25 protein-coding genes are annotated in these 26426 nt (G+C 72.3%); 15 read left to right on the plus strand and 10 right to left on the minus strand.

Annotated elements, in window-relative coordinates:
- Positions 1-39: 39 nt before the first annotated feature.
- Genes ACFPLC_RS06445 through ACFPLC_RS06455 form a run of 3 tightly spaced genes read left to right on the plus strand, consistent with a single transcriptional unit; the run spans position 40 to position 2983 of the window.
- Positions 40-1137, plus strand: coding sequence for a LolA family protein (locus ACFPLC_RS06445; protein WP_378189021.1), 1098 nt, complete (start codon positions 40-42; stop codon positions 1135-1137).
- Positions 1134-2108: an ABC transporter ATP-binding protein gene (locus tag ACFPLC_RS06450; protein WP_378189022.1), complete on the plus strand. Its 975-nt coding sequence runs from the start codon at positions 1134-1136 to the stop codon at positions 2106-2108. Before ACFPLC_RS06445 ends, ACFPLC_RS06450 begins: the two co-directional genes overlap by 4 nt.
- On the plus strand, positions 2105-2983 hold the full coding sequence (locus ACFPLC_RS06455; RefSeq protein ID WP_378189023.1) for an ABC transporter permease: 879 nt from the start codon (positions 2105-2107) through the stop codon (positions 2981-2983). Before ACFPLC_RS06450 ends, ACFPLC_RS06455 begins: the two co-directional genes overlap by 4 nt.
- A 45-nt stretch (positions 2984-3028) precedes the next feature.
- Here the strand turns inward: ACFPLC_RS06455 and ACFPLC_RS06460 are convergent, their stop codons facing one another.
- From ACFPLC_RS06460 to ACFPLC_RS06470, 3 genes are read right to left on the minus strand one after another with little or no spacing between them, the layout of a single operon-like run.
- Positions 3029-4042, minus strand: coding sequence for an ABC transporter ATP-binding protein (locus ACFPLC_RS06460; protein WP_378189024.1), 1014 nt, complete (start codon positions 4040-4042; stop codon positions 3029-3031).
- Positions 4042-5598: an ABC transporter permease gene (locus tag ACFPLC_RS06465; RefSeq protein ID WP_378189080.1), complete on the minus strand. Its 1557-nt coding sequence runs from the start codon at positions 5596-5598 to the stop codon at positions 4042-4044. Before ACFPLC_RS06465 ends, ACFPLC_RS06460 begins: the two co-directional genes overlap by 1 nt.
- Before the next feature lie 44 nt (positions 5599-5642).
- A complete protein-coding gene (locus ACFPLC_RS06470) occupies positions 5643-6686 on the minus strand; it encodes a thiamine ABC transporter substrate-binding protein (protein ID WP_378189025.1) in 1044 nt (347 codons plus the stop codon).
- A 160-nt stretch (positions 6687-6846) separates the two neighbouring features.
- On the opposite strand from ACFPLC_RS06470, the gene ACFPLC_RS06475 reads away from it, so the two are divergent.
- Positions 6847-7131, plus strand: a complete 285-nt coding sequence (locus ACFPLC_RS06475) for a 4a-hydroxytetrahydrobiopterin dehydratase (protein WP_378189026.1) — start codon at positions 6847-6849, stop codon at positions 7129-7131.
- 402 nt (positions 7132-7533) lie between these two features.
- Here the strand turns inward: ACFPLC_RS06475 and ACFPLC_RS06480 are convergent, their stop codons facing one another.
- Positions 7534-7866, minus strand: a complete 333-nt coding sequence (locus tag ACFPLC_RS06480) for a hypothetical protein (RefSeq protein ID WP_378189027.1) — start codon at positions 7864-7866, stop codon at positions 7534-7536.
- Between the two features lie 32 nt (positions 7867-7898).
- Entirely contained in the window at positions 7899-8981 is a 1083-nt protein-coding gene (gene ychF / locus ACFPLC_RS06485) for a redox-regulated ATPase YchF (RefSeq protein ID WP_176174966.1), read from the minus strand.
- Between the two features lie 90 nt (positions 8982-9071).
- Here ychF and ACFPLC_RS06490 point away from each other — a divergent pair, with 90 nt between their 5' ends.
- Positions 9072-10457, plus strand: coding sequence for a DNA-3-methyladenine glycosylase 2 family protein (locus ACFPLC_RS06490; RefSeq protein ID WP_378189028.1), 1386 nt, complete (start codon positions 9072-9074; stop codon positions 10455-10457).
- On the opposite strand, the gene ACFPLC_RS06495 is transcribed toward ACFPLC_RS06490, so the two are convergent.
- Genes ACFPLC_RS06495 through ACFPLC_RS06505 form a run of 3 tightly spaced genes read right to left on the minus strand, consistent with a single transcriptional unit; the run spans position 10454 to position 14766 of the window.
- On the minus strand, positions 10454-10645 hold the full coding sequence (locus ACFPLC_RS06495; RefSeq protein WP_191314862.1) for a DUF1737 domain-containing protein: 192 nt from the start codon (positions 10643-10645) through the stop codon (positions 10454-10456). The two genes, ACFPLC_RS06490 and ACFPLC_RS06495, sit on opposite strands and share 4 nt — an antisense overlap.
- 21 nt (positions 10646-10666) lie before the next feature.
- Entirely contained in the window at positions 10667-13618 is a 2952-nt protein-coding gene (locus tag ACFPLC_RS06500) for an AAA family ATPase (protein ID WP_378189030.1), read from the minus strand.
- Positions 13615-14766, minus strand: a complete 1152-nt coding sequence (locus ACFPLC_RS06505) for an exonuclease SbcCD subunit D (RefSeq protein WP_378189032.1) — start codon at positions 14764-14766, stop codon at positions 13615-13617. The genes ACFPLC_RS06500 and ACFPLC_RS06505 overlap by 4 nt, the downstream gene beginning before the upstream one ends.
- A 218-nt stretch (positions 14767-14984) precedes the next feature.
- Here ACFPLC_RS06505 and rmuC point away from each other — a divergent pair, with 218 nt between their 5' ends.
- Together rmuC and ACFPLC_RS06515 are read left to right on the plus strand one after the other, a co-directional pair.
- Positions 14985-15899 carry a DNA recombination protein RmuC gene (rmuC, locus tag ACFPLC_RS06510; RefSeq protein WP_191314865.1) on the plus strand — a complete coding sequence of 305 codons (915 nt, stop codon included), beginning with the start codon at positions 14985-14987 and terminating at the stop codon, positions 15897-15899.
- Between the two features lie 462 nt (positions 15900-16361).
- Positions 16362-17288 carry a DUF6542 domain-containing protein gene (locus ACFPLC_RS06515; protein WP_378189034.1) on the plus strand — a complete coding sequence of 309 codons (927 nt, stop codon included), beginning with the start codon at positions 16362-16364 and terminating at the stop codon, positions 17286-17288.
- Positions 17289-17447: 159 nt separating this feature from the next.
- Here the strand turns inward: ACFPLC_RS06515 and ACFPLC_RS06520 are convergent, their stop codons facing one another.
- Positions 17448-18443: a 4-hydroxy-3-methylbut-2-enyl diphosphate reductase gene (locus tag ACFPLC_RS06520; protein ID WP_378189036.1), complete on the minus strand. Its 996-nt coding sequence runs from the start codon at positions 18441-18443 to the stop codon at positions 17448-17450.
- A 142-nt stretch (positions 18444-18585) separates the two neighbouring features.
- Between ACFPLC_RS06520 and ACFPLC_RS06525 the strand changes: the two genes are divergently transcribed.
- From ACFPLC_RS06525 to ACFPLC_RS06550, 6 genes are all read left to right on the plus strand, one after another.
- Positions 18586-19308: a lipid droplet-associated protein gene (locus ACFPLC_RS06525; protein WP_378189038.1), complete on the plus strand. Its 723-nt coding sequence runs from the start codon at positions 18586-18588 to the stop codon at positions 19306-19308.
- A complete protein-coding gene (gene xseA / locus ACFPLC_RS06530) occupies positions 19305-20552 on the plus strand; it encodes an exodeoxyribonuclease VII large subunit (RefSeq protein ID WP_378189040.1) in 1248 nt (415 codons plus the stop codon). Before ACFPLC_RS06525 ends, xseA begins: the two co-directional genes overlap by 4 nt.
- Positions 20549-20947: a hypothetical protein gene (locus ACFPLC_RS06535; protein ID WP_176174957.1), complete on the plus strand. Its 399-nt coding sequence runs from the start codon at positions 20549-20551 to the stop codon at positions 20945-20947. Before xseA ends, ACFPLC_RS06535 begins: the two co-directional genes overlap by 4 nt.
- The gene (locus ACFPLC_RS06540; protein ID WP_043786198.1) at positions 20944-21165 is read left to right on the plus strand and encodes an exodeoxyribonuclease VII small subunit; all 222 of its coding nucleotides are present in this window, start codon (positions 20944-20946) and stop codon (positions 21163-21165) included. Before ACFPLC_RS06535 ends, ACFPLC_RS06540 begins: the two co-directional genes overlap by 4 nt.
- 85 nt (positions 21166-21250) lie before the next feature.
- Positions 21251-22300: a class II fructose-bisphosphatase gene (gene glpX, locus ACFPLC_RS06545; protein ID WP_191314871.1), complete on the plus strand. Its 1050-nt coding sequence runs from the start codon at positions 21251-21253 to the stop codon at positions 22298-22300.
- An 8-nt stretch (positions 22301-22308) separates the two neighbouring features.
- Positions 22309-23058, plus strand: coding sequence for a S1 family peptidase (locus ACFPLC_RS06550; protein ID WP_378189042.1), 750 nt, complete (start codon positions 22309-22311; stop codon positions 23056-23058).
- 1 nt (position 23059) lies between these two features.
- On the opposite strand, the gene ACFPLC_RS06555 is transcribed toward ACFPLC_RS06550, so the two are convergent.
- Complete coding sequence (locus ACFPLC_RS06555; RefSeq protein ID WP_378189043.1) at positions 23060-24049, minus strand: NAD(P)/FAD-dependent oxidoreductase; 990 nt, start codon at positions 24047-24049, stop codon at positions 23060-23062.
- A 122-nt stretch (positions 24050-24171) separates the two neighbouring features.
- Here ACFPLC_RS06555 and ACFPLC_RS06560 point away from each other — a divergent pair, with 122 nt between their 5' ends.
- Together ACFPLC_RS06560 and ACFPLC_RS06565 are read left to right on the plus strand one after the other, a co-directional pair.
- On the plus strand, positions 24172-25569 hold the full coding sequence (locus ACFPLC_RS06560) for a class II fumarate hydratase (protein WP_378189044.1): 1398 nt from the start codon (positions 24172-24174) through the stop codon (positions 25567-25569).
- Entirely contained in the window at positions 25569-26420 is an 852-nt protein-coding gene (locus tag ACFPLC_RS06565; RefSeq protein ID WP_378189045.1) for a helix-turn-helix transcriptional regulator, read from the plus strand. Before ACFPLC_RS06560 ends, ACFPLC_RS06565 begins: the two co-directional genes overlap by 1 nt.
- Positions 26421-26426: the final 6 nt, after the last annotated feature.

Raw genomic sequence — 26426 nt, forward strand, 5'->3', positions numbered from 1 at the left:
GGGCACACTCGAGCCCGGGAACACCACAGGGAGAGACGCATGAAACCGAAGACGAAGGGCATCACCGCCGCGGTCCTCGGCACCGCGCTCGGTGCCGGCGGGCTCGCGTTCGTCGCGATGCCGGCCAGCGCGGACGACAAGCCGGCGCTGCCGCAGGTGAGCGCCGAGGACCTGGTCCAGTCGGTGGTGAAGGCGAAGCCGGGCGCGTTCGACGGCACGCTGAAGGTGAGCAACGATCTGGGCCTGCCCGCGGTGGGGAACGCGGTGCCGGGCGCGCAGGCGCTCAACATGGACTCGGCGCACCTCTTCACCGACGGCGCGGGCAAGAGCCGGCTGGCCGTCACGCAGGGCGCGAGCCAGGAGACCGTGGTCCACGACGGCACCACCGTGTGGGACTACAGCTCCAAGACCAACACCGCGACCAAGGTGACCATCCCGGCCGACGTCGCCCAGCGGAAGGGCGCGGGCAGCGACAAGACCGCCGACCCGCTGGCGGCGTCGACGGAACTGCTCGCGAAGGTCCGCGAGAGCAGCACCGTCTCGGTCGACGGCACCGCGAGCGTGGCCGGCCGCCCGGCCTACGAGCTGGTCCTGACGCCGAAGCCGACCGAGCGGACGCTGCTGCGCGAGATCCGCGTCGCGGTCGACTCGCAGACGCGGATGCCGCTGCGGGTGTCGGTGCTGAGCAACGGCACGGCGACGCCGGCGCTCGAGGTCGCGTTCACCGAGATCGAGTTCAAGCAGCAGCCCGCCGACCTCTTCACCTTCACCCCGCCGAAGGGCGCCAAGGTGCAGGAGAAGACGCCGCAGGTCGACCAGCACGCCAAGGACCTGGCCGAGCAGGCCAAGCAGGACGTCAAGGTCGTCGGCGACGGCTGGGACACCGTCGTCACCGGCAAGGTCCCGGCGGACGCGCTGAACGCGGCGCCGAAGCAGCAGTCCGGCCGGGAGGGCCGGGGCGCCAACGCCGACCCGAAGGCGCTACTCGAGCGGTTCGGCAAGAAGGTCAACGGCGCCTGGGGCAGCGGCTACCTGTTCACCACGAAGGTGGGCAGCGCGGTGCTGACCGACGACGGCCGGTTCGCCGCCGGCGCGGTGCCGGAGCAGGTCCTGTACGAAGCGCTGGGTCAGAAGTGACCAGCACGGCTGTCCAGTCCGGGGCGGAGGTTTCTTCGGAGGCCTCCGCTCCGGCGGTCCCGCTCGCCGCGCGCACCCGGGGGCTGCGCAAGGTGTACGGCAGCACCGTCGCGGTGGACCACGTCGACCTCGACATCCCGGCCGGTGCGGTCGTGGGAATGCTCGGACCGAACGGCTCTGGCAAGACGACCACGATCCGGATGCTGCTCGGCCTGGTCCGGCCGACCGAGGGCGAGGTCGAGCTGCTCGGCCGTCCGATGCCGGACGCCGCCGCGCACGCGCTGCCGGACGTCGGCGCGCTGGTCGAGGGGCCGGGCTTCCACCCGTTCCTGTCCGGGCGCGACAACCTGCTGCGCTTCGCCGCGGCGGAACCGCGGCTGTCCTCGGCCGGGATTCCGTCCGCGGTGGACTCGGCGCTGGAGCGCGTCGGGCTGACCGGGGCGGCGCGGCGGCGGTACAAGGGGTATTCGCTCGGCATGAAGCAGCGGCTCGGGCTCGCTTCGGCGTTGCTGGTGCCGCGGAAGATGGTCGTGCTCGACGAGCCGACCAACGGCCTCGATCCTGCGGGTACCAGGGAGATCCGCAGGATCGTCGCCGAGCTGCACGCCGAGGGCGTCACCGTGCTGGTGTCGTCGCACCTGCTGGCCGAGGTCGAAGCGACCTGCACGCACGTCGCCGTGCTGCAGTCCGGGAACGTCGTCGCGCAGGGCGAGCTGGCGGAGCTGCTGGAGTCCGGGAACGCGGCCCTGCTGGTCCGCACGCCGGACGCGGAACAGGCGGTGGAAGTGCTGCGGGAGAACCGGATCGGCGCCCGGCTGACGCCGGACGGCATCCGGGCCGACCTCACCGCGGCCGAGGCGCCGCGGGTGCTGCAGGTCCTGGTGGGCGCGGGGGTCGCGGTCCACGAGGCGACGCGGGCCCGCACCGGCCTGGAAGACCTGTTCGCGCGGCTCACGGAGGGGGCGGAATGACGGCCGTCTTGGAGGCACCGGCGGTCCGCACGGGCCACGACACGGTGCCGTTGCCGCGGTTGCTCGCGGCGGAGCTGCGCTGGATCTTCCGGCGCCCGCGCACGCTGGCCGTGCTGGGGCTGCTGGCGCTGATCCCGGTGGTGATCGGCATCGGGCTGACGCTGGTCGACGACACGGGTCCGCAGGGTGGCGGCCCGAACGACGGCGGCGGAGCGCTGCTGGCGTCGGCGGTGAACAACGCGTTCGTGCTGCCGATCGCGGCGATCGTGATGTCGCTGGCGCTGCTGCTGCCGCTGGCGTCGGCGATGGCCGGCGCGGACGCGATCGCGGGCGAGACGTCCCACGGAACGCTGCGCGGCTGGCTGATCGCGCCGGTCGGCCGGGGGCGCCTGCTGGCGGTCAAGGCGTTCGGCGTCGCGACGGTGTCGGTGGTTTCGGTGCTGGCGATGTGCGTGACGGGCGTGGTGACCGGCCTGATCATCAACGGCACGGATTCGCTGTTCACGCTGTCGGGCACGACGTTGTCCCTCGGCGGCGCGCTGGTGCGGATCCTGCTGGTGGCCGGCTGGGTGGTGCTGCAGCTGTGGGCGGTCGGCGCGGTGGCGCTGGCCATCTCCAGCTGGACGGAACACCCGATGCTGGTGGTGGCGTCGGTGCTGGCGGGCGACATCGTGTTCACCATCCTCGGGTTCCTGACGTCGCTGGACTGGCTGCACCCGTTCCTGTTGACGCAGAACTGGTCGATGGCGCCGGCCGAGGTGCTGCAGGACCCGATGGGCACGCAGATGCTGGGCGAGGGCGCGTTGCGCGCGGCTTGCTACATCGTGATCGGGCTGTCGCTGGCCTACGCCCGCTTGTCCACCCGGGATGGCTGAGACCGGGTCGTGAGTGAGAAACAGTGTTAGAACACTGTTTCTCACTCACGACCTGCCGACCACCGCGAGGCCGTCGGGGTCCAGCTCCAGGTGCACTGCGTCGCCGGCGCGCAGGTCCGAGGCCGCGGGGGCGACCGCGTCCACAGTGGACTCCTTGAGGCGTACCACCAGCCGCACGTGTTCGCGCCGGTGCACTGCCGCGACGACCTCGCCCGGCACTCCGTCGGTCGCGACGCGCAGCGCGTGCGGCCGCAGGCCCAGCCGCACCGGGCCGTCGCCGACGTCCGGGAGGGTCACTTCGCCGAGGGACGTGCGCACGCGCCCGTCCGCGGCGGTGCCGTCCACGAACGTCGTCACGCCGAGGAACCGGGCCACGGTGTCGTCCGCCGGGTTCCGCCAGACCCTCCGGACCGCGCCCTCCTGGCGAACCTCACCCGCGTCCAGCACCGCGACCCGGTCGGCCAGCGTGAACGCCTCCTCCTGGTCGTGCGTCACCAGCAGGGCCGTGATCTTGCTGCGCCGCAACAGGTCCGCGAGGTCGATCGCCAGCTGCTCGCGCAAGCCCGCGTCCAAACCGGACAGTGGCTCGTCCAGCAGGAGCAACCGCGGCTTCGGCGCCAGAGCCCTGGCCAGCGCGACCCGCTGCGCCTGCCCGCCCGACAACTCCGTCACCCGGCGCTTCTCGAAGCCGGACAGCCCGACCAGCTCTAGCAGCTCGGCGACCCGCGGCGCCCACTGCGCGCGAGGGACGCCGTGCATGCGCAGGCCGAACGCGATGTTCGCGGCGACGTCGCGGTGGGTGAACAGCTGGCCGTCCTGGAACACCAGGCCGAGGCCGCGGCGGTGGACCGGGACCGCGCCGAGATCCTCGCCGTCCCAGCTCACCGAGCCGCGCGCGGACGGCTCGAGGCCGGTGATCGCGCGCAGCAGCGTCGACTTGCCCGAGCCCGACGGGCCGAGCAGGGCCAGCACCTCGCCGTCGGCGATGTCCAGCCGGACGTCCCGGACCGCCGCGAACGTTCCGTAGTGGACGGTCAGGTCCCGTACCGACAACGCCATCAGAACTCTCCCACCCCGCCGCGCCCGAGCCGGTCGATCAGGGCGACCGCCAGCACCGTCACGAGCATCAGCAGCGCGCACGCCGCGTACGCCATCTGGTTGTTCAGCTCGCCCGGGCGCGCCATCAGCGTCGCGACCGCGACCGGCAGCGTCGGCGCCGTCGGCCGGGCGAGGAAGCTCGTCGCGCCGAACTCGCCGAGGGCCACGACGAAGCCGAAGCCCGCCGCCGCGACCAGCGGCCGCAGCGTCAGCGGCAGGTCGATCTCCCGCCACACCCGCAGCGGGCTCGCCCCGAGCGTCGACGCAGCCTGCCGGAGCCGGACGTCGACCGAGCGCAGCACCGGCAGCACCATCCGCACGATCAGCGGGATGATCACCAGCGCCTGGGCCAGCGGCACCAGGTAGGGCGACGTCCGCAGGTCGCCGGGCAGCGCGTCGAGCGTCACCAGGTAGCCGAACCCGACGGTCACCGCGGACACCCCGAGCGGCAGCATCAGCACCGCGTCCATCGTCTCGCCCAGCCCGCGCGCGGCTCTGGCGGGCGAGCGCCGCAGCGCGACCAGCACGACGGAGGCGAGCACGCCGACGACCAGCGCGAGCAGCGTCGCGTCGATGGCCACCTTCAGCGAGTTCACCGCGGCGTCCCAGCCGGACACCTGGAGCGCGCCCTTCTCGCCGGTGCTCGTCAAAGCCCGGTATCCGGCGAAGCTCCAGCCGTCCTCTGTGGACACCGATTCGGCGAGGAGCGCGACGATCGGCGTCACCAGCAGCGCGAGCACCACGCCCGCGGCGCCGACGACCCACCATTCGCCGCCCCTCGGCCGCCGGGGCCGGACCGAGCCGATCCGGGCGCCGTCCCGGCGCCGCCGGGCCAGGCCGCCGACGACCAGCGCGGCGACCACAGCCGTGAACTGGATCAGCGAAAGCGCCGCCGCGCCCGAGAGGTCCAGGAGGTCGACGGTCCGCAGGTAGATCTCGGTTTCCAGGGTCCGGTAGCGGGCGCCGCCGAGGATCAGGACGACGCCGAAGCTGGTGGCGCAGAACAGGAACACCACGGCCGCGGCGGACGCGATCGCCGACGCCAGCGCGGGCAGCGTCACCGAGCGGAAGGCCCGCCACGGCGACGCGCCGAGCGCCCGGGCGGCGTCGGTCGTCCGTGCGTCGAGCCGCGCCCACAGCCCGGCCACGGTCCGTGCGACGACGGCGACGTTGAAGAAGGCGTTGGCCAGCACGATGGGCAGCACGCCGCCGTCCGGCCACAACGCCCGGAACGCCAGCCCGACGACGACGGTCGGCAGCACGAACGGCACGAGCACCAGCGTCCGCGCGAGGCCGACGCCGGGCAGCCGCACCCGCGCCAGCAGGAAGGCGACCGGCAGCCCGGCGACCACCGCGACCACCGTCGAGGCGGCCGCACTGGCGACGGTGAACCCGGCCAGCTGCCAGGTCCGCGGGTCGCCGAGGACGACGTCGAGGCCGCCCGCGGCGAACCCGCGGCCGATGATCGCCAGCACCGGCCAGGCGAAGAACACCACCAGGAATCCGATCGGAGCCAGGCCCAGCAGGGCCAGGCCGAGCCCGCGGACGGTTCGGGGCGGGGCTACTGCTGCACGAGCGTGCGCCATTCGCCGATCCACTTCTCGCGTCCGGCCTGCACCTGGTCCGCGGGCAGCGTCTGCGGCTTCTGCGGCAGCGGCGCGACCTGCGCCCAGCCCGGCGGCAGGTCGACGCCCTGGCGCGCCGGGTAGACGTACATGTTGGCCGCGACCGTCGCCTGGAACTGCTGCGACAGCAGGAAGTCGACCACCTTGCGCGCGTTCTCCACCTGCTTGCCGCCGGCCAGCACACCGGCGTACTCGACCTGCCGGTAGCAGGTGTCGAGCAGCGCCTTGGTGCGCGGCTTCCCGTCGTCGCCGACTTCGGCGGCCGGCGACGACGCGTACGAGACGACGATCGGCCGCGGCCCCTTGCCGGAGGAGCCCGAGAACTGCTTGGTGTAGGCCTCTTCCCAGCCGCTGACCACCTGGACGCCGTTGGCCTTCAGCTTCGTCCAGTAGTCCTTCCAGCCGGTGTCGCCGTACTTGGCGATGGTGCCGAGGAGGAACGCCAGCCCGGGCGACGCCGTCGCCGGGTCCTCGGCGACCAGCAGGTCCTTGTACTTCGGGTCGGCCAGGTCGTCGTAGGTCTCCGGCGCGGGGATGCCCTTGGTGGCGAAGTAGTTCGTGTCGACGTTGACGCAGACATCGCCGACGTCGACCGCGGACAGCCGGTGCTCGGGGTCGACGGCGTAGCGCTGCGGCCCGCGGTCGGCTTCCGGGCTGGTGTACGGCTCGAAGACGCCCTCGCTGAGCGCGCGCGAGGCGAAGGTGGAGTCGACGCCGAAGGCGACGTCGCCGATCGGGTTGGCCTTCGTCAGCACGAGCTTGTTGGTCAGCGATCCGGCGTCGCCCTGCTTGAGCACGGAGACCTTGATGCCCGACTGCTTCTGGAAGGCGTCGAGCACCTCCTGCGGCGCGAGGAACGAATCGTGCGTCACGAGGGTGACGGTGGGCGTCTGCTGCGTGCCACCGTCACCGCTCGACAGCGAGCACCCCGCGGCGACCACGCCGACGACGGCGATGGCCGTCGCAGCCCTGCTCTTCATCTACCCTCCTGCACTTCGCCGGACGCGGAGGGGAAGCCCTCCCGTCGCCGGCATGATCCGGTCAGGTGCGAACGGTCGCGGGTGACCCGCCTCTCAGCCCGGCTCACCGGACTCCCGTGGCAACCGTGCAGCGTAGTCCAGGACGGACGACCATGGAGACATGACGGAAATCTTGAGCGACTCCGAGGCCGATCTCCGCCTGCGCACCGGCTGGACCCGATCCGGCTCGGTGATCTCCCGCGAGGTGGAGCTGGCGAGCTTCCCCCAAGCGATCGAGGTGGTCGACCGGGTGGCGGAACTGGCGGAGGCCGCCGACCACCACCCGGACATCGACATCCGCTGGCGCACGCTGACCTTCCGGCTCTCCACGCATTCGGCGGGCGGCTTGACGGCGAAGGACTTCGACCTGGCTGCTCAGATCGACGAGGTCCTGGGTTCGGTGTGATCCTGGTTACCCTGGGTGCACTTTTGCCTGTTCGCGACGTCTCTCAGTTACCGGAACCTTTGGGAGGGAGACGAGAGATGACTCAGGCAATCGTGGTCGGCACGGCGGCGTTCGCATCGATGGTGGCGGCGGCCGGCGGGGTGCTCTGGTTCACCGCCCGCAACCGCCGTCACCAGGACGGCTGAGAGTTCGCTCACAGCTGTTAACGCGGGCCATGATCGGCGCGCTGATCCTGCGGAAGCATCGGTTCGACTTCGGGGATCGCCATGAACAGCACTCTCACCGCCGCCCAGCGCGCTTGGATCAACGCTCTCGCTCCGGCGGTGGTGCTGATCGCGATCGCGCTGCTGGGCCTGCTCGGCTGAGTTCGCTTCGGCCTGCCGGATCCACGGGTCCGGCAGGCTACCGGGCAATCTGCGCCGGCGGCGGGAACTCGGTCGCGGGCCGGTCTTCGAAGGTCCAGTACTCCAGACACGACAACCGGCCGCCGTCGACGAACACGATGAGCCCGCCGCCGGGAACGTCGGCCTCGACGGCGACCGATTTCCTCAGGGGCGCGCGTGGTGTTGCTTCGTTCACGACGAGGTCGATCGTGGGGCAGCCGCAGTCGCACCGGCCGATCACGCGGGCGGTTGGTGCCTGGGCCCGCAGTTCCGCGGCGCCGGGGAAGTCGCCGGACAGCAATGTGTCGAGGGTGATCCGCTCGTTCGGCGTCAGCGGCCGCGGGTTCCCCACGGTCAGTAGCGTGCCATGGCCGGGATCGTCACTCAGACGTTGAAGCGGAACTCGACCACGTCGCCGTCGGCCATGACGTAGTCCTTGCCCTCCATGCGGACCTTGCCCGCCGCCCTCGCGGCCGCCATCGAGCCCGCCTCCATCAGGTCGTCGTACGAGACGATTTCCGCCTTGATGAAGCCGCGCTCGAAGTCCGTGTGGATGACGCCCGCCGCCTGGGGGGCCGTTGCGCCCTGGGGGATCGTCCACGCGCGGGACTCCTTCGGGCCCGCCGTCAGGTACGTCTGCAGGCCGAGCGTGTGGAAGCCCGCGCGGGCCAGCGAGTAGAGGCCCGGCTCCGGCTGGCCGACCGACTCGAGCAGCTCGCGCACCGACTCCTCGTCGTCCAGCTCCAGCAGCTCGGCCTCGACCTTCGCGTCGAGGAACACCGCGTCCGCCGGCGCGACCAGCTTGGTCAGCTCCTCGCGGCGGGCCTCGTCGGTGAGCACCGACTCGTCGGCGTTGAAGACGTACAGGAACGGCTTTGTCGTCAGCAGGCTCAGCTCGCGCAGGGCCTCGAAGTCGACTTCCTTCTGCGCCTGGAAGAGCGTGCGGCCGGCGTCGAGGATTTCCTTCGCCTTCTGGGCGTTGTCCAGCGCCGGCTTGTTCTCCTTCTTCGTCCGGGCTTCCTTCTCCAGCCGCGGCAGCGCCTTGTCGAGCGTCTGCAGGTCGGCGAGGATCAGCTCCGTGTTGATCGTCTCGATGTCGCTCGAGGGGTCGATCCGGCCGTCGACGTGCACCACGTCCGGGTCGTCGAACACGCGGATGACCTGGCAGATCGCGTTGGCCTCACGGATGTTCGCCAGGAACTTGTTGCCCAGCCCGGCACCCTCGGACGCGCCCTTGACGATGCCCGCGATGTCCACAAAGGACACCACAGCCGGGACCGTCTTCTCCGACTTGTACAGCTCGGCCAGCTTGTCCAGCCGGGGGTCCGGCAGCGGCACGACACCGACGTTCGGCTCGATCGTCGCGAACGGGTAGTTCGCGGCGAGCACGTCGTTGCGGGTCAGCGCGTTGAACAGGGTGGACTTGCCGACGTTGGGCAGGCCGACGATACCGAGGGTGAGGCTCACGACCCCGCAGTCTACGTGGCTGCCCCGGCCGGGGCCCACGCACCCAACGCCGTGGCGGATTTCCGCCAGCGACCGCGCTGACCTGCTGGCATGCTCGGATCCATGGTCACCGAGACGCTCTCACTCTGGCGCGACGCCGAGCGCTGCTACCGCGTGGTCACCGCCCGCGACTCGCGCTTCGACGGCCAGTTCATCATGGCGGTCCGCACCACCGGGATCTACTGCCGCCCGTCCTGCCCGGCGTCGACGCCGAAGGTGCAGAACGTCCGCTTCTTCCCGACGTCGGCGGCCGCGCAGGCCAACGGCTTCCGCGCCTGCCGCCGCTGCCTGCCGGACGCCGTGCCCGGCTCGCCGGACTGGAACGTGCGCGCCGACCTGGCCGCGCGGGCGATGCGCCTGATCTCCGACGGGACCGTCGAGCGCGAAGGCGTCCCGGGGCTCGCCCGGCGGCTCGGGTACTCGGAACGCCAGCTCGGCCGGGTGCTCACCGCCGAGCTGGGCGCGGGCCCGCTCGCGCTGGCCCGGGCGCACCGCGCGCACTCGGCGCGGCTGCTCATCGAGATGTCGGAGCTGCCGCTGACCGACGTCGCCTTCGCGGCGGGGTTCTCCAGCGTGCGGCAGTTCAACGAGACGATCCGCGAGGTGTTCGCGACGACGCCTTCGCAGCTTCGCGTCTCCGCGGCTTCTCGACGCGGCCGACAGAGCGACGTCACCGGGACCCGGCTCAGCCTGCGGTTGCCGTTTCGGCCGCCCTTCAACGCTGCGGGATTGCTTCGCTTCTTCGCGGACCACGCGATTCCGGGCGTCGAGGAAGTCACCTCGGAGTCCTACGCGCGCACCCTGCGGCTCGCTCACGGCACCGGCGTCGTGCGGCTGACGCCTTCGCGCGACCACGTGCGCTGCGAGCTGATGCTCACCGACCTGCGCGACCTCGGCAGCGCGGTCAGCCGGGTGCGCCGGCTGCTCGACCTCGACGCCGACCCCGCCGCGGTCACCCGCGTGCTCGCCGCCGATCCGGCGTTGGCCCCGTTGGTCGCGGCCGCGCCGGGGATCCGGGTGCCGGGTGCGGTGGACGGCGAGGAACTGCTGCTCCGCACCCTCCTGAGCGAGGTGCCGCCCGGCGAGGAGGTGCCGGGAGAGTGGGGCGTGACGCGGCTGTTCCCGACCGCGGCCCAGGTCGCGGCCACCGGACACCCCGTCGCCGCCGCGCTGGCCGAAGGACGGCTGGACGTGCACGTCGGCAGGGACGCCGCGGAGCTGCGAGCGGAGCTGCTGACGTACGTCGACGCGTCGACCGCGGACTACGTCGTGATGCGGGTCCTCGGCGCGCCGGACGTGCTGCTCGCCGACGACGCGGAAGTCCGGCGTGGCGCCGAGGCGCTGGGCCTCTCCCCGGATGCGCTCGGCGAGCGGGCCCGCGCGTGGACGCCGTGGTGCTCCTACGCCGGGATGTACCTCCGGCGCGCGGCCGCTTAGCCCTGTTCGCCCCGCCACAGCACGGCCTGGGCGGCGATGACCTGTTCACCGTCGTAGGTCACCGCCGGCGAGCCGTAGAGGCGGTAGCCCATCTCCAGCGCCTCGCTGACCCGGTGGCAGAACTTCGCGTCGTCCGGGCCGGTGAGCATGCGGTAGCGGGGCAGGCCGTTCGGCGGCTGGTCGGTCATGGCTTCATCTTGGCCGGACGATCAGCCCGCGCGCACCTCCAATGTCGAGCCCGTGCGGGACTTGCGGACGCGCAGCCGGGTGGGGATGCGCTGCCGCAGCTCCTCGACGTGCGACACGAGCCCGACCACCCGCCCCCCGGCCCGCAGCTCGTCGAGGATGTTCATCACGACGTCGAGGGTTTCGGCGTCCAGCGTGCCGAACCCTTCGTCGACGAACAGCGTGTCCAGGAGCGCGCCACCGGCCTCGCCCGCGACGACGTCGGCCAGCCCCAGCGCGAGGGCCAGCGACGCGAGGAACGATTCGCCGCCGGACAAGGTCTTCGCCGGGCGGATGATGCCCGAGTAGTCGTCCAGCACGTCGATGCCGAGCCCGCCGCGGGTGCCGCGCGCCCCGGCCGCGTCCGAGTGCACGAACGAATACCGGCCCTGGCTCATCGTGCGCAGCCGGTGCGTGGCGGCCACGGCGACTTCTTCGAGCCGCGCGGCCAGCACGTACGACCGCAGCGACATCTTGCGGCTGTTCTGCCCGCGCCCGTTGACGACCTCCGCGAGCGCCCGCAGCTCGGCGTACTCCGCTTCGGCCGGCGCGAGGCCGGCCAGCGCCGTGCGCAGCAGACCGGCCAGCCGGCTCAGCTCCTCGTGCTGCGCGGTGGCCGCCCGCAGTGCCGCGTACGCGGAATCGGCGCGCGCCCGGGCCAGCTGGGCCGCGTCGGCCGCGCGCCCGACGTCCGCGACGTCGTCCGGCGCGATCCCGAAGAGGTCCGGTTCGGCCAGCAGCGCCCGCGCGCCCGCGGCGGCCGCCTCGGCTTCGGCGATGCCCTGCTCCAGCTTCTCGATCTGCTCGTCCGGCAGCATCGCGGCGCGCGCCTTCTTCAGCGACGTGAACCCCTTCGCCTGCACCGCCGCCTCGACCAGCGTCTTCTGCTGAGCCACGCGTTCGCGGGCGCCGACCACCGCCGTGCGCGCCTCCGCGACCGCCTCCAGCGCCTCCGCCAAGCCGAGCAGGTGCTGCCGCCGCGCGCCGACGTCGGCGAACTCGCCCCGCCCGGCGACAAGCCGACGTTCGCGCTCGGCCAGCCGTTCCTCCAGGGCGCGGACGTCGGTCGTGGCTTCGGTGGCCGCCTGTTCGGCCCGGCGCAGCCGTTCGCTCCGCGCTTCCAGGTCGCGCTCCAGCAGGACGACCTGTTGCCCCAGCTTCGCCTTGTTGGCGGCCTGACCGGCCAGCTCGGCGACGGTGGCCCGGGCTTCGGCCAGCTCCGCGGTGATCGACTCGGCCGTGCGCCCGGCCAGCCGCTCCCCCAGCCCGGCCAGCCGCGCCTTCGCCTCTTCCAGCGCGACGACGACACGCTGCCGCAGCACGTCCGCCGCCTGCTCGGCCTCCTCGGCCGCGCGTTCCTCGGCCGGATCGACCAGCTCGACGTCCCGGGTCGCCTTCGCCGGGTGCTCCGCCGACCCGCACACCGGGCACGCCTCGCCGTCGGCCAGCGCGGCGGCCAGTTCGGCCGCCATCCCGTCCAGCCGCCGCTCCCGCAGGTCGAGGCGGCGCTGCCGGGCCGCCTGGTGCGCGTCGACGACTTCGCGCAGCTTCGCTTCCCCCCGCAGAACCTTCGCCTGCGCCTCGGGCAGCTCCGCCGCGTCGCGCGCAAAGCCGCGCAACTCCTCCACCTTCGCCTTCGCGCCTTCGAGCTTCGCCTCGGCTTCGGCGGCTTCGAGGGCGTCTGCCCGCAGTTTGGCCAGCTGGCCGGGGATCGCGGCGAGTTCGGCGGTCAGCTCCTCGACCTGCTGCCGGGCCGTGACGGCGGCCAGCTTCCGGTCGTCCCGCCGCATGACGTCGAGCTCCTGCTGCTCGGCCTCGGCGACCAGCTCCGCGACCGCGCCCGCCTCTTCGCGCGCGGTGGCCGCCCGCGCCTTCAGGTCGCCGGTGGCCCGGGTGCCGAACTCCCGCAGCCGGGCACCGCGCTCCTTCTCCGCCTGCTCGGCCTCGACGAGTTCGGCGGCCCGCCGGTCGAGCAGGTCGGCCTCCACGGCGACACCCGCCGCCCGCCGCGCGGCCGCGACCTCCTGCGCCCATTCGGCCCGCTGCGGCGCCTGTTCGGTGATCTCGAGCAGCCGCAGGTGTGCCGTGCGGACGCGGCGGATCTTTTCCGCGCCCGCACGCTCCTCCTGCAGGTGGACGTCCGCTCGCTGCGCCGCCGACCGGGCCCGTTCCTCCTCGGCCGTCACCTGCCCGACGCGGGTTTCCGACTCGGTGAGCACGGCGCCGACCCACTCGGCCACGTCCGTCTCGGGCGGGTCCTGCTGGGCCTCCTGCGCGTAGCGGGCCAGCAGCTCCCGGACGTCCCGCTGCCGCGCCTCCAGCTCGCGGCCGCGCTCGGCACGCAGGTCGGCGAACCAGCGTTCGACGTCGGCGAAGCGCTCGGTGCCGAACAGCCGCTCCAGGAGCTTCTCGCGCTCGGCGGTGTCCGAACGCAGGAAGCGGGCGAATTCGCCTTGCGGCAGCAGCACGACCTGGAAGAACTGGGCCGCGGTCATCCCGAGCAGCCGCTCGACGGTGCGCGCGACCTCCTCGATCCGGATCAGGCCCTCCGGCGCCAGCCCGGCGGGCGCGGTGCCGATCCAGCTCAGCGACACCCGCGCCTGCTGGGTGGTGGTGCCCTCGCCGCGCCGCTTGGGCCGCTGGTACTCCGGGTTGCGCACGATCTTCAGGCGGTGCCCCTGCACGGTGAGCTCCAGCGCGACCTCGGTGACCTGGTCGGGCTCGGCGAGGTCGCAGCGCAGCCGCTTGGCCTCGTTGCGGGCGCCGGGGACCACGCCGAAGAGCGCGAACGCGATCGCGTCGAGCAATGTCGTCTTGCCCGCGCCGGTTTCGCCGTGCAGGAGGAAGAGACCGTCGGCGCCGAGCACGTCGAAGTCGACCACTTCGCGTGCGCAGTACGGCCCGAAGGCTTCCACCTCCAGCCTGTGCAGCCTCATTTCGCGAGGGCCCCCCGGTCGGCCGCTTCCAGGGCCTGGAACAGGAGCCGCTCTTCGCGCTCGGTCGGCGGGGCGCCCCGGCAGTCGTCGAGGAAGCTGCGCGAGACCTCGATGTCGGACCGGCCGCGGACGGCCTCGGTGTAGCGCAGCGGGGCGCCGGCGTGCCCGCCCGCGGGCTCCCACTCCAGGTGCACCGCGTGCGGGAACCGCTCGCGCAGCCGCCGCATCGCGTCGACCGGGCGCACCCGGTCGGTGACCGTGACCGACAGGAAGTGGTCGAGGTAGGCGTCGTGCTCCGGGGCTGTCATGAGGTCCTCGAGCTCGCCGGTCAGGGTGGCGAGCTTTCGCGGGACCGGCAGTTCGTGCCGGCGGACCTCGTGCAGGCCGTGTTCGTCCAGGTCGACGAGCCAGACGGATTTGCGTTGGCGCGCCTCGGAAAACGAGTACGCCAGGGGGCTGCCGGAGTAGCGCAGGTGCTCGGCGAGCGTCTGCGGGCCGTGGAGGTGGCCGAGGGCGACGTAGTCGACGCCGTCGAAGACCGAGCCGGGCACCTGCTCGACGCCGCCGACCGCGATGGTCCGTTCGCTGGCGGTGGGTTCGCCGCCGGTGACGAAGGCGTGCGCGAGCACGACCGATCGGACGCCGGGCCGGGTTTCGAGGTCCGCGCGGATGCGGCGCATGGCCTCGGTGAGCACGCCGGTGTGGCCGCGCGCCTCCGGCACGCCGAGTGCGTGGCGCGCCGGTTCCGGTTCCAGGTAAGGGATGCCGTAGACGGCGACCGGGCCGTGGGCGCCTTGGAGGAGCACGGGTTCGGCCAGCCCGGCGACGGTGGTGCGCAGGTGGAGGCCGCCGGCCGCGGCGAACTCCGCGAAGGCGCCGAGGCGGGGCGCCGAGTCGTGGTTTCCCGGTGTGACCACGAGTTGCGCGCCGGCCGCGCGGATCCGGGCGACGGCTTTCGTGGCCACCCGCACGGCTTCCGCCGAGGGCACCGCGCGGTCGTAGATGTCGCCTGCCACCAGGACGGCGTCGATCGCCTCGCCGGCCACGAGGTCGGCGAGGTGCCCGAGCACCGCTTCCTGTTCCGCGAGCAGGTCGGCGCCGTGGAACGTGCGGCCGACGTGCCAGTCGGAGGTGTGCAGGAATCTCACGGTGGCCAAGGTACGACCCGCCTCCGACGAAATCGCGCAGGCACGCCGCCGTCTCACTCGAACGTGTGTACTAACACGAGCGTGCAGGATCGGACACGCCCTGCGCGGAATCGATGTGTTCGCAGGTCAGCTACCCAGAGCGACGGATCGGGTGCGATTTTTGTCGGTGCGGTCCGCCATGATGTCTGCGAGCCCGGACCTCGGAGGGAGGCGACGAAGTGGCGACGGTGCTGACGACCGCGGCGATCGTGCTGGCGGTTCTGCTGCTGTTCGCCGTCGCGGTGCTGTGGCGGCTGTACCAGGACGGCATGCGTCGGGCGGACGCGGCGGCCCGGCTGGTGGCGGCCGAGCGGGCCAAGGCGGACCAGCAGCAGCTGGCGCTGCGGCGCTACGAGGTCGCGTTCGCGTCGATCAGCGGCCGGGGCGAGCTGGGCGAGCAGGTGCTGGTCGAGACGGCCCGCGCGCTGGGGCTGCGCGAGGACCTGCACTTCACGCTGCAGACGGACCTGGGCGGCGGCGGCTCGGCGAAGCCGGACATGGTGCTGCGGGTCGGCGGCGACCGCACGGTCCCGGTGGACGCGAAGGCGAGCATGGCGACGTGGTCCGAGGCGGTGGAGACCGACGACCCGGACGAACGGCTGGACGCGTTGCGCGCGCACGTGCGGCAGATCCGGTCCCGCGCGGCGGAGCTGGCGGGCAAGGGCTACCAGCGCTGGGCGGACGCGATCTACGGCACGATCATGTTCGTCCCGTCCGACGCCGCGGTGGTCGCGGCCATGGACACGGACCCGGAGCTGCTGCGCTGGCTGATCGACCGGAGGGTGTTCCTGTGCGGCCCGACGGGCTTCGGAGTGCTGGCCTCGGCGGCGTTGTTCGCGGCGAGCGACCGGACGCTGGAGGCGGACGTCGAGCAGGTCCGCACCGGAGCGGCGGCGGCCCACCGGGCGGCGGGCGGCGCAGTGGAGGCGCTGAACCTGTCGAGCACCCACCTGCAGCGGTTCCTGTCGGCCCGACGGCGGGAGCTGGAGGCGCTGGAGACGTTCCGGGCGACGGTGGCCCCGCTGACGGAGGCGTCAGGGAGTCCGGCCGCGTTGCCGACGGTGCGGAAGGGAGACGAGCTGGCGGCCAGCTGAGCGGTTCGCCAAGCCGCGTACCCCGAGGGTCGGCTTGCGTACCTGGACAGTCGGCTTGCGTACCTGGGGAGTCGGCTTCCTGCTCGGCAGATCGGTCGGCGAACCGACTGTGCGGGTACGCAGGCCGACCGTTCGGGTACGCAGGCCGACTGTGTGGGTACGCAGGCCGACTGTGTGGGTGCGTGAGCCGACTGTGTGGGTGCGTGAGCCGAGCGTGAGCGGAGGGGTCTGACCTGCGGTGATTGGGCCCGGTCGGGGTGCTTGCCGCAGGGTGGCGTGAACGTCCGGCCGATGGCGGGTTGGCCTAGGTGCCCTGGTCCAGGCACTCTGGGCTCAGCGGGCCGCCGGCTCGCTCCACCGCCGCTACCCGGCGCCACCGGATCAACCCGTCGGGTGGCTGTCGGCCCACGTCGGCGGCGGTGCTGGCAAGATCTTCACAACCACGAGATACGGTGTTGCCCTGTGACCGCGATTCGCGATCGCCAGAGCGATCCAGATGCCGACGACGTCCCCGTTCCGTGGGATGAGCGTCCCGTCGTCGGTTCGAGGCGCGGACTGCCCTGGTGGGCGGCGGTCCTGGTCGGCTTCGGCCTGGCCATCGTGGGCGCCCTCCTGGGCAAGCCGAACCAGGCGAACATCCCGGTGGTCTTCGTCGTCTGCTACATCGCCGGGGCCGTGATCGCGGTCTGCGTGGTGCGCCGGCGGGGGCTGTTCGGGCCCATGGTGATGCCGCCGCTCGTGCTGGCCGTCACGGTGCCCGGGGTGATCCTGCTGACCTCGGGCTCGGGCGCGCAGGGCGACGACATGCTGTCGAAGGCCCTGAACATCGGCACCCCGCTGATCAACAGCTTCCCCATGATGGCCATCACCACCGGCATCACGCTGCTGATCGGCTTCGTCCGGATCTTCCGCGAGCGCGACCCGGACGCCCCGAAGAAGATCAAGAAATCCGACCGCCTGCCCGACGAGGACGACGAGAAGCCGCGCGCCGCGGCCGGCCGCCCCCGTCCGGCCGGGTCGAACCGCACCGGCCAGACGCCGCTGCCCCAGGGCGCCCGCCGGGGCCGGGAAGGCGAACCGCCGCGGCGGCCCCGCCCGCCCGCGGAGGGTGAACGCCGTTCTCCCCGAGCCGGCGCGCCCGCCGAGCGCGAGCGTGACCGCGAGCGCGATGCGGGAACCCGCGGCACGCGCAAGCCGCCCCCGCCGAACCGCCGGACGCCGCGTCCGGACGACGGCGACCCGCGCCGTCGCGAGCCGCGTGGTGACGCCCCGCGGCGGCGTCCGCGTCCGCCCGAGGACGGCCGGGACACCCCGCCGCCCCGCCGCCCGTCCGGGGGGCGGAACGCTCCGCCGCGGCGGAATCGTCCCTGGGACGAAGAACAACGCTGACGAACGGCGGTCACCTCTCGCGAGGTGGCCGCCGTTTCGCGTGTGCCGAGAGGCATTTCGCGTGTGCCGAAAGGAATCACGCGTGATCAGAGAGGCATCACGCGTGATTGGAGGGGCATCAGGGCGGCGAGCCGGGGAAGCGACCCGCCGCCGGTGCCCTCAGACCTTGCGCAGTTCCTTCGGCGGGGCGAAGGTGATCTTCTCGTTGGCCGTGGTGACTTCATTGACGTCTCCGTAGCCGCGCTCGGCGAGCCAGGCCAGGAGGTCCATCACCAGCTCGTCCGGCACCGAGGCGCCCGACGTGACACCGACCGTCGTGACGCCGTCGAGCCACGCCTCGTCGACCTCATGCGCGAAGTCGACCAGGTACGAAGCGCGGGCGCCGGCCTTCAGGGCCACCTCGACCAGGCGCTTCGAGTTGGACGAGTTCGTCGAGCCGACCACCAGCACCAGGTCGCACTCGGCGGCCATCGCCTTGACCGCGACCTGGCGGTTCGTCGTCGCGTAGCAGATGTCGTCGCTCGGCGGGTCCAGCAGGTTCGGGAAGCGCTCGCGGAGCTGGTCGACACGCTCCATCGTCTCGTCGACCGACAGCGTCGTCTGAGACAGCCAGATCACCTTCGACGGGTCGCGCACCTCGACCTTGTCGACGTCCTCGGCCTTGTCGACCAGCTGCACCTTGTCCGGCGCCTCGCCGGCGGTGCCCTCGACCTCTTCGTGGCCTTCGTGGCCGATCAGCAGGATGTCGTAGTCGTCGTTCGCGAACCGGTTGACCTCCTTGTGCACCTTCGTCACCAGGGGGCAGGTCGCGTCGATCGTGCGCAGGTTCCGCTCGGCCGCCTCCTGGTGCACCATCGGCGAGACGCCGTGGGCGGAGAACACCACCAGCGCGCCCTCGGGCACCTCGGACGTCTCGTCGACGAAGATCGCGCCGCGCTCACGCAGCGTCTCGACCACGTGCTTGTTGTGCACGATCTCCTTGCGGACGTACACCGGCGCGCCGTAGACCTCGAGGGCCTTCTCGACGGCGATCACCGCGCGGTCGACACCCGCGCAGTAACCACGGGGTTTGGCGAGCAGCACCCGCTTGCCGGAAGCGGTTCCGGTGATCGTCGGGGTACCCGCGGGTTCGATTCCGGGACTCGCTGAACTCATGCCTCCAGGGTACGGGCAGCCCCGACACGGCCTCGAAGTCCCTTTCGGGTGAGCTTCGTCCCTCTCCCGGGCTGTGCCGCCCGTCACGCACTGCGCCCGTCCGGTTGGGCAGGAGCGGCCGTCATGCGGCAGGCTGGACCCCATGAAGCCATTCCCGCTCCCCCTCCGGGTCGCCGCGGGCCTCGCCGTCTCCACCGCCGAGCGGGTTCGCGAACTTCCCCGGCAGCTGGCCGGGCTCCCGGTCACCGTGGTCAGCCAGGTGCTGCAGGCCTCCATGCGGGTCCAGCAGCACGTCACCGAGCTGGCGATCAAGGGCGACAGCGCCCTGTCCAGCCTGCGCCCGATCGAGGACACGCCGAGCTGGGCGACCTTCGACGAGGACGCCGAACTGGGTGACGTCCCGCCGGCCCGGCCGAAGTTCGCCGACGTGCCCGAGCCGCGTTCGGAGATCAACGGCCGCGTGCCGTCGGCGGCCGAGCTCGAAGCCGAACTCGGCGATCCGTGGGCCGACGAAGAGCGCGCGCTCGCCGAGGACCACGCCGACGGTGAGAACGACAGCGAGGACGAGCCGCCGAAGAAGCCGAAGCCGGGCACGCCCAAGGTCGACAAGAAGACCAAGAACGAGACGCCGCGGACCAGCGCCGCGGGGTACGAGGGTCCGGCCGGGCTGACCGGCTACGACCAGCTCACCCTCCCGCAGCTGCGGGCCCGGCTGCGCCAGCTGTCGATCGAGCAGCTCGAGACGATCCTCGAGTACGAGCGCGCCCACGCCGACCGCTCGTCGTTCACCGGCATGCTGTCCCGCCGGATCGCCAACGCCCGCAAGACGGAGCAGGACAAGGAAGACGGCGCGGAAGACCGGTGAGCACCGAGTCCGCACAGGCTCCCGCGAGCACCGCGGAAGCGCCGTGGCCGGTCCGGACCGTCGCGCGCAAGATCGGCGACTGGATCCACCGGCTCGGCGCGGTCTGGGTCGAGGGTCAGGTCACCCAGGTGAACTCCCGGCCCAACACCCAGACCGCGTTCCTGACCCTGCGCGACCCTTCGGCGGACGTCTCGATGTCCGTGACCTGCCCGAACTGGCTGATCCGCGAAATGGAGCCGCCGCTGCGGGAGGGCGCGAGCGTCGTCGTGCACGCCAAGCCGTCGTACTTCTTCGGCCGCGGCACGATCAGCCTGCGCGCCGACCAGATCCGCGCCGTCGGCATCGGTGAGCTGCTGGCCCGGATCGAACGGCTCAAGAAGCTCCTGACCGCCGAAGGGCTCTTCTCGGCGCAGCGCAAACGGCCGATCCCGTTCCTGCCGAAAGGCGTCGGCCTGATCACCGGCCGCGCGTCGGCGGCCGAGCGGGACGTCCTGGCCAACGCGCAGGGGCGGTGGCCGCACGTCCGGATCAAGGTGCTCAACACGGCCGTGCAGGGCTCGCAGGCCGTCCCGCAGGTCATGCGCGCGCTGCGGATCTTCGACGCCGACCCCGAGATCGACGTCATCGTCATCGCCCGCGGCGGCGGCAGCGTCGAGGACCTGCTGCCGTTCTCCGACGAAGCGCTCTGCCGCGCGGTGTCGGCCGCGGGCACGCCGGTGGTCAGCGCCATCGGGCACGAGCCCGACACCCCGCTGCTCGACTACGTCGCCGACCTGCGCTGTTCGACGCCGACCGACGCCGGCAAGCGGATCGTGCCCGACCTCCGCGAGGAGACCGAGCGGGTCCGCCAGATGCGCGACCGCGGGCGCCGCGCGCTGCACGGCTGGGTCGACACGCAGGCGCGGCTGCTCAACCAGATCCGCAGCCGCCCGTCGCTGGCCGACCCGCTGGGCCCGGTCGAGCGCCGGCAGGACGACGTCGACGTCCACCGCGAACGCGCCCGCCGCGCCATGCTGACGCTGCTGGCCAAGGACCAGGCCGAGATCGCGAGCGCGCGAGCCCGGCTCACCGCGCTCGGCCCGGCGGCGACGCTGGCCCGCGGGTACGCGGTCGTGCAGTTCGTCGATTCCGAAGGCAACCTCCAGGTACTCCGCTCCGTCTCCGAAGTCGAGGCCGGTGCCCAGCTGCGCGTGCGCGTGGGCGACGGCGCGATCAAGGCGGTGGCGGAAGGAGAGCAGGAGTGAAGGTGACGTTCCTCCCGCTCACCGTGGACGCCGCCCGCAGGCTGGGCGCGCGTCCGCTGCTGGACCAGGCGGTCCGCACCGACCGGGCGGCCGCCGAGTGCTGGACGGCCCTGCTGGCCGGCTGCGGCACCGCCGCCCGCCGCGACCTCGGGCCGCAGCTGCGGCGGCTGTCCGAGGCGACGTCGATGCAGGTCGGCTCGCGGTGGTGGTTCGCCGAGGGCGCGGGGCACCGGAAGCGGGTGGCGGGCGCGCAGGAGAACCTCGAAGAGGCGATCGCGGACGGTGACGGGCAGGAGTTCGCGCTGGCGTTCGTCGGGTACGACCACGCCATGGCCAGCGCGGTAGTGTGCGCGAACAGCGTGCAAGCCCGGAAGGTCGGAGAACACCGAGCGTGAGTGAAACAACCGGCGAGGAACTCGGCTACGAGCAGGCTCGCGACCGGCTCGTCGAGGTCGTCCGCGAGCTCGAGGCGGGTGGGCTGTCCCTCGAGCAGTCGCTCGCGTTGTGGGAGAAGGGCGAGAAGCTCGCGAAGGTCTGTGAGCGCCATCTCGAAGGTGCCCGCGAGCGAATCGAGGCTGCATTGGCGTCCGTGGAGGACGACTCCGAGCAGTGAGGTAGGCCATGCCGTCGGTATCTGGAAACACGGCCGGTATCTGACAGACTGGCTACCCGCCAGTTCCACGATCCGGGAGGCACAGATGCCCGCCGCAGACAGTCGTCGTGAAGCGCCCGACCGCAACCTCGCGATGGAGCTGGTCCGGGTCACCGAAGCCGCCGCGATGGCGGCCGGCCGCTGGGTCGGCCGCGGCGACAAGATCGGCGGGGACGGCGCGGCTGTCGACGCGATGCGCCAGCTCGTCTCGACGGTGTCGATGCGCGGGGTCGTGGTGATCGGCGAGGGCGAGAAGGACGAAGCGCCCATGCTGTTCAACGGCGAAGAGGTCGGCAACGGCGACGGACCGGACTGCGACGTCGCGGTCGACCCGGTCGACGGCACCACGCTGATGGCCAAGGGCATGCCGAACGCCCTCGCCGTGCTCGCGGTCGCCGAACGCGGCGCAATGTTCGACCCGTCCGCGGTGTTCTACATGGAAAAGCTGGCCGTCGGGCCGGACGCGGCGGGCAAGGTCGAACTCGGCGCGCCGATCGCGGAGAACATCCGCCGCGTCGCCAAGGCCAAGCACAGCAGCGTCAGCGACGTCACCGTGTGCGTCCTGGACCGCCCGCGGCACGAGCAGATCATCAAGGAGATCCGCGACGCCGGCGCGCGGATCCGGTTCATCTCCGACGGCGACGTCGCGGGCGCGATCGCCGCGGCCCGCCCGACCACCGGCGTCGACATGCTGATCGGCATCGGCGGCACCCCCGAAGGCATCATCGCGGCCTGCGCGATGAAGTGCCTCGGCGGCGAGCTGCAGGGCCGGCTGTGGCCGAAGGACGACGCCGAGCGCGAGAAGGCCCTCGCCGCCGGCCACGACCTCGACCGGATCCTGCTCAACGACGACCTCGTGCGCGGCGACAACGTCTTCTTCTGCGCCACCGGCGTCACCGACGGCGACCTGCTGCGCGGCGTCCACTACCGCGAAGGCGGGGCGACCACGCAGTCCATCGTGATGCGGTCCAAGTCCGGGACCGTCAGAATGATCGACGGCTACCACCGGCTGAACAAGCTGCGGGCGTACTCCTCGGTCAACTTCGACGGCCACCTGGACGCGCCCGACGACGACGTCGTGCCCCCGCTGCCGTAAGGAGTTCCGTGACCAGGCGAGTGCTGGTTCTGCTGGCCCTGCTGTCGGTACTGGTCCCGGGCACCGCCGCGGCCGCCCCCGCGATCGTCGGGGGCGTCGTCGCGGACCAGCCGTACCCGTTCACGGTGTCGCTGCACACCGCATCGGGCAAGCTCTTCTGCGCGGGCGCGCTGATCGCGCCGACCTGGGTGGTCACCGCCGCGCACTGCGCGTACGGCAAGGCCCCCGCCGACATCTCGCCGCGGACGGGCACGAACGACGTGGGTCAGGGCGGCGAGGTCGCCCAGATCGCCGGGATCGTCGTGAACCCGGCGTTCAACACCCAGAGCCCGGCCGGCGACATCGCGCTGCTGCGGCTGACGGCGCCGGTCACGGCGGCCCCGATCGGGCTCGCGACGGCCGCGTCGCCGGGCACCGCGACCCGGATCGTCGGCTGGGGCCAGACCTGCCCGAAGCTGAACTGCGGCGGGCTGCCGACGGCGTTGCAGCAGCTCGACACGAAGATCGTCGAAGGCTCGAAGTGCAGCTCGGGGTTCGACGGCACGGCCGAGCTGTGCACCGACAACCCCGGTGGCAAAGCCGGCGCCTGCTTCGGCGACTCCGGCGGTCCGCAGATCGTGCGCGACGGCGAGCGCTGGCTGCTCGTCGGTGTCACCAGCCGTCCGGGCAACAACGAGCCGGAATGCGCGACGGCGCCGTCGATCTACACCTCCGTGGTCGCCTACGCGCCGTGGATCGCGGAGAAGACGAAGGCCTGAGTCACTCGGCGTTGCTGGAGTGGCCCGGGAACAAGTGGGCCTCCGGGTCGAGCGCGACGGCGATGTTGTTGACGGCCGTCGCGGCCTCGCCGAAACCGGTCGCGATCAGCTTCACCTTCCCCGGGTACGCGGCGACGTCGCCCGCGGCGTAGACGCGTTCGCGCGCGGTCGCCATCGTCGAGTCGACGGCGATGGCGCGGTGGCTGATCTCCAGGCCCCAGCTTTCGATCGGGCCGAGGTCGGCGGTGAACCCCAGCGCCGCGACGACGGCGTTGGCCGGCAGCCGTTCCTCGCCCGCGCCCTTGATCGAGACGTCGACGGCTTCGAGCGTGCCGTCCGGCGCTTCGACGAACCGCGTGACCTCGGCGTCGGTGATGATCCGGGTGCCGAGCTCGCGCGCCTGCCGGACGATCGACTCGGCGGCGCGGAACTTCGCGCGCCGGTGCACCAGCGTCACGCTCGCCGCGACCGGGTGCAGCGCGAGGATCCAGTCGAACGCCGAGTCGCCGCCGCCGACGACCACGACGTGCTGCCCCGCGTGTGCCTGCAGGGACGGCACGAAGTGGACCATGCCGCGGCCGAGCCAGCCGTCGCCGGCCGGCAGCGGGCGCGGGGTGAACTCGCCGATGCCGGCGGTGATCAGCACCGCGCGGGCGCGCAGCGTCTCGCCGCCGTCGAGGGTCAGCTCGAGGCCGTCCGCGGCCGGCGCCAGCTTCTCGGCCTTGCGCCCCAGCAGGTACTTCGGCTTGAACGGGGCGGCCTGCTTCACCAGGCCCTCGACCAGGTCTCGGCCGCGGACCTCGGCGAACCCGCCGACGTCGTAGATCATCTTCTCCGGGTACATCGCGGTCACCTGGCCGCCGGGCTCGGGCAGCGAGTCGACCACCGCCGTCGAGAGGCCGCGGAACCCGGCGTAGTAGGCGGCGAACAGGCCCGTCGGGCCCGCTCCGATGATCACGAGGTCGTACGGATCCCCGGCAACGTCAGTCATGCTCGCTCCAGCCAGTGGTGGATGGCAGTGATCGAGAACACATCCGATCCTAGCGTCGCGGGCGGTCCAGGGTGGGCGACGCCACCACGCGGGCCGGCGCGAAGAGGGCCAGAATCGGGGGCATGGCTGATCAGGAATACCGGATCGAACACGACACCATGGGCGAGGTCCGCGTGCCTGCCGACGCGCTCTACCGCGCGCAGACCCAGCGGGCCGTGGAGAACTTCCCCATCTCCGGCCGGGGCCTGGAGCGCGCCCAGATCCGCGCGCTCGGCCTGCTCAAGGCCGCCGCCGCGCGCGTGAACCACAAGCTGGGCGTGCTCGACGCCGACGTCGCGGAGGCCATCGCGGCCGCCGCCGACGAGGTCGCCGACGGCAAGCACGACGCGCACTTCCCGATCGACGTCTTCCAGACCGGGTCCGGGACGTCGTCGAACATGAACGCCAACGAAGTCATCGCGACGCTGGCTTCGCGGGCCCTCGGCCGGGACGTCCACCCGAACGACCACGTCAACGCTTCGCAGTCGTCGAACGACACCTTCCCGACGACCATCCACGTCGCCGCGACCGAAGCCGTGCTCAAGGACGTCATCCCGGCGCTGGAGTACCTGGCCGGCGCGATCGAGGTCCGCGCCGCCGAGTGGGCCGACGTGGTGAAGTCCGGCCGCACGCACCTGATGGACGCGGTGCCGATCACGCTCGGCCAGGAGGCCGGCGCGTGGGCGTCGCAGGTCCGCTTCGGCGTCGAACGGCTGAAGTCCGGCCTGCCGCGGCTGGGCGAGCTGCCGATCGGCGGCACGGCCGTCGGGTCGGGGCTCAACGCGCCGGACGGCTTCGGCTCGTCGGTGGCCGCGGAACTCGCCACGGTGACCGGGCTGCCGCTGACCGAGGCCCGCGACCACTTCGAGGCGCAGGCGACGCAGGACAGCGTCGTCGAGACGTCCGGGCACCTGCGCACGGTCGCGGTGTCGCTGAACAAGATCGCCAACGACCTGCGGTGGCTGGGTTCCGGCCCGCGCACCGGCCTGGCCGAGCTGGCGCTGCCGGACCTGCAGCCGGGCTCGTCGATCATGCCGGGCAAGGTGAACCCGGTGATCCCGGAGGCGACGCTGCAGGTGGTCGCGCAGGTGATCGGCAACGACGCGGCGGTCGCTTTCGCGGGCGCGGCGGGCAACTTCCAGCTGAACGTGAACCTGCCGGTGATCGCCCGGAACGTCCTGGAGTCGGCGCGGTTGATCGCGGCGGTTTCGCGGCTGCTGGCGGACAAGGTGTTCGCGGGCATCACGGTGAACACCGAACGGACGCGGACCTACGCCGAGGGGTCGCCGTCGATCGTGACGCCGTTGAACAAGTACATCGGCTACGAAGAAGCGGCCGCGGTCGCGAAGCAGGCGTTGAAGGAGCTCAAGACGATTCGCGAAGTCGTCATCGAGCGCGGGTACGTCCGCGACGGGAAGCTCACGGAGGAGCAGCTCGACGAGGCGCTCGACGTGCTGCGCATGGCCCGCGGCGGCCGGTGATGAGTGACGCCGCCGAGCTCGGGGCCTTCCTGAAGGCGCGCCGGGCCGCCCTCGATCCCACCGACCTGGGCCTGCCCGCCGGGGTCACGCACCGGCGGGTCAAGGGCCTGCGCCGGGAGGAGCTGGCCCAGCTGGCCGGCATCAGCGTCGACTACTACACGCGGCTGGAGCAGGGCCGGGCGAAGAACGTCTCGGACGCGATCCTCGACGCGCTGGCCCGTGCCCTGCGCCTCACCGACGGCGAGCACGCCTACCTGCGCAACCTCGCCGCACCGCAGCGCCGGGAGAAGCCCGCGCCGCGCGGGGTCCGGCCCGAGCTGCAGCAGCTGCTGGACGCCATCCAGGCGCCCGCGTTCGTCTTCGGCCGGTACCTGGACGTGCTGGCCTGGAACGCCCTCGGCGGCGCGGTCGCCTTCGATTTCGGGAACCTCGGCGAGCGCAACATCGCCAAGCTGTCGTTCCTCGGCGACCGCGGGAAGGAGCTGTACCCGGAATGGGACGCGGTGTCCCGCGAGGTCGTCGCCAACCTGCGGGCCGAAGGCGGCAGGCACCCCGGCGACCCGGAGTTCGCCCGGCTGGTCGACGAGCTTTCCCGGGGCAGCGCCGAATTCCGCGCCCTTTGGGCCGAGCACGCGGTCGTGGAGAAGGCCCAGGGGTGGAAGGTGCTGGCGAACCCCGTGGTCGGCGAGCTGCGGCTGCGGTACGAGACGCTGCGGCTGCCCGACGACCCGGACCAGGGCCTGGTGATCTACCACGCCGAACCGGGGTCGGAGAGCGAACGCGGGCTGCGGCTGCTGGCCAGCTGGGTCGCCGAGACGCCGGTGACCAGGGAAAACACCCGGCCGATCTGAAATTGT

Origin of the sequence: Amycolatopsis plumensis (genome assembly GCF_042652605.1) — a bacterium.
In the GTDB taxonomy this organism is placed as follows: Bacteria; Actinomycetota; Actinomycetes; order Mycobacteriales; family Pseudonocardiaceae; genus Amycolatopsis; species Amycolatopsis plumensis.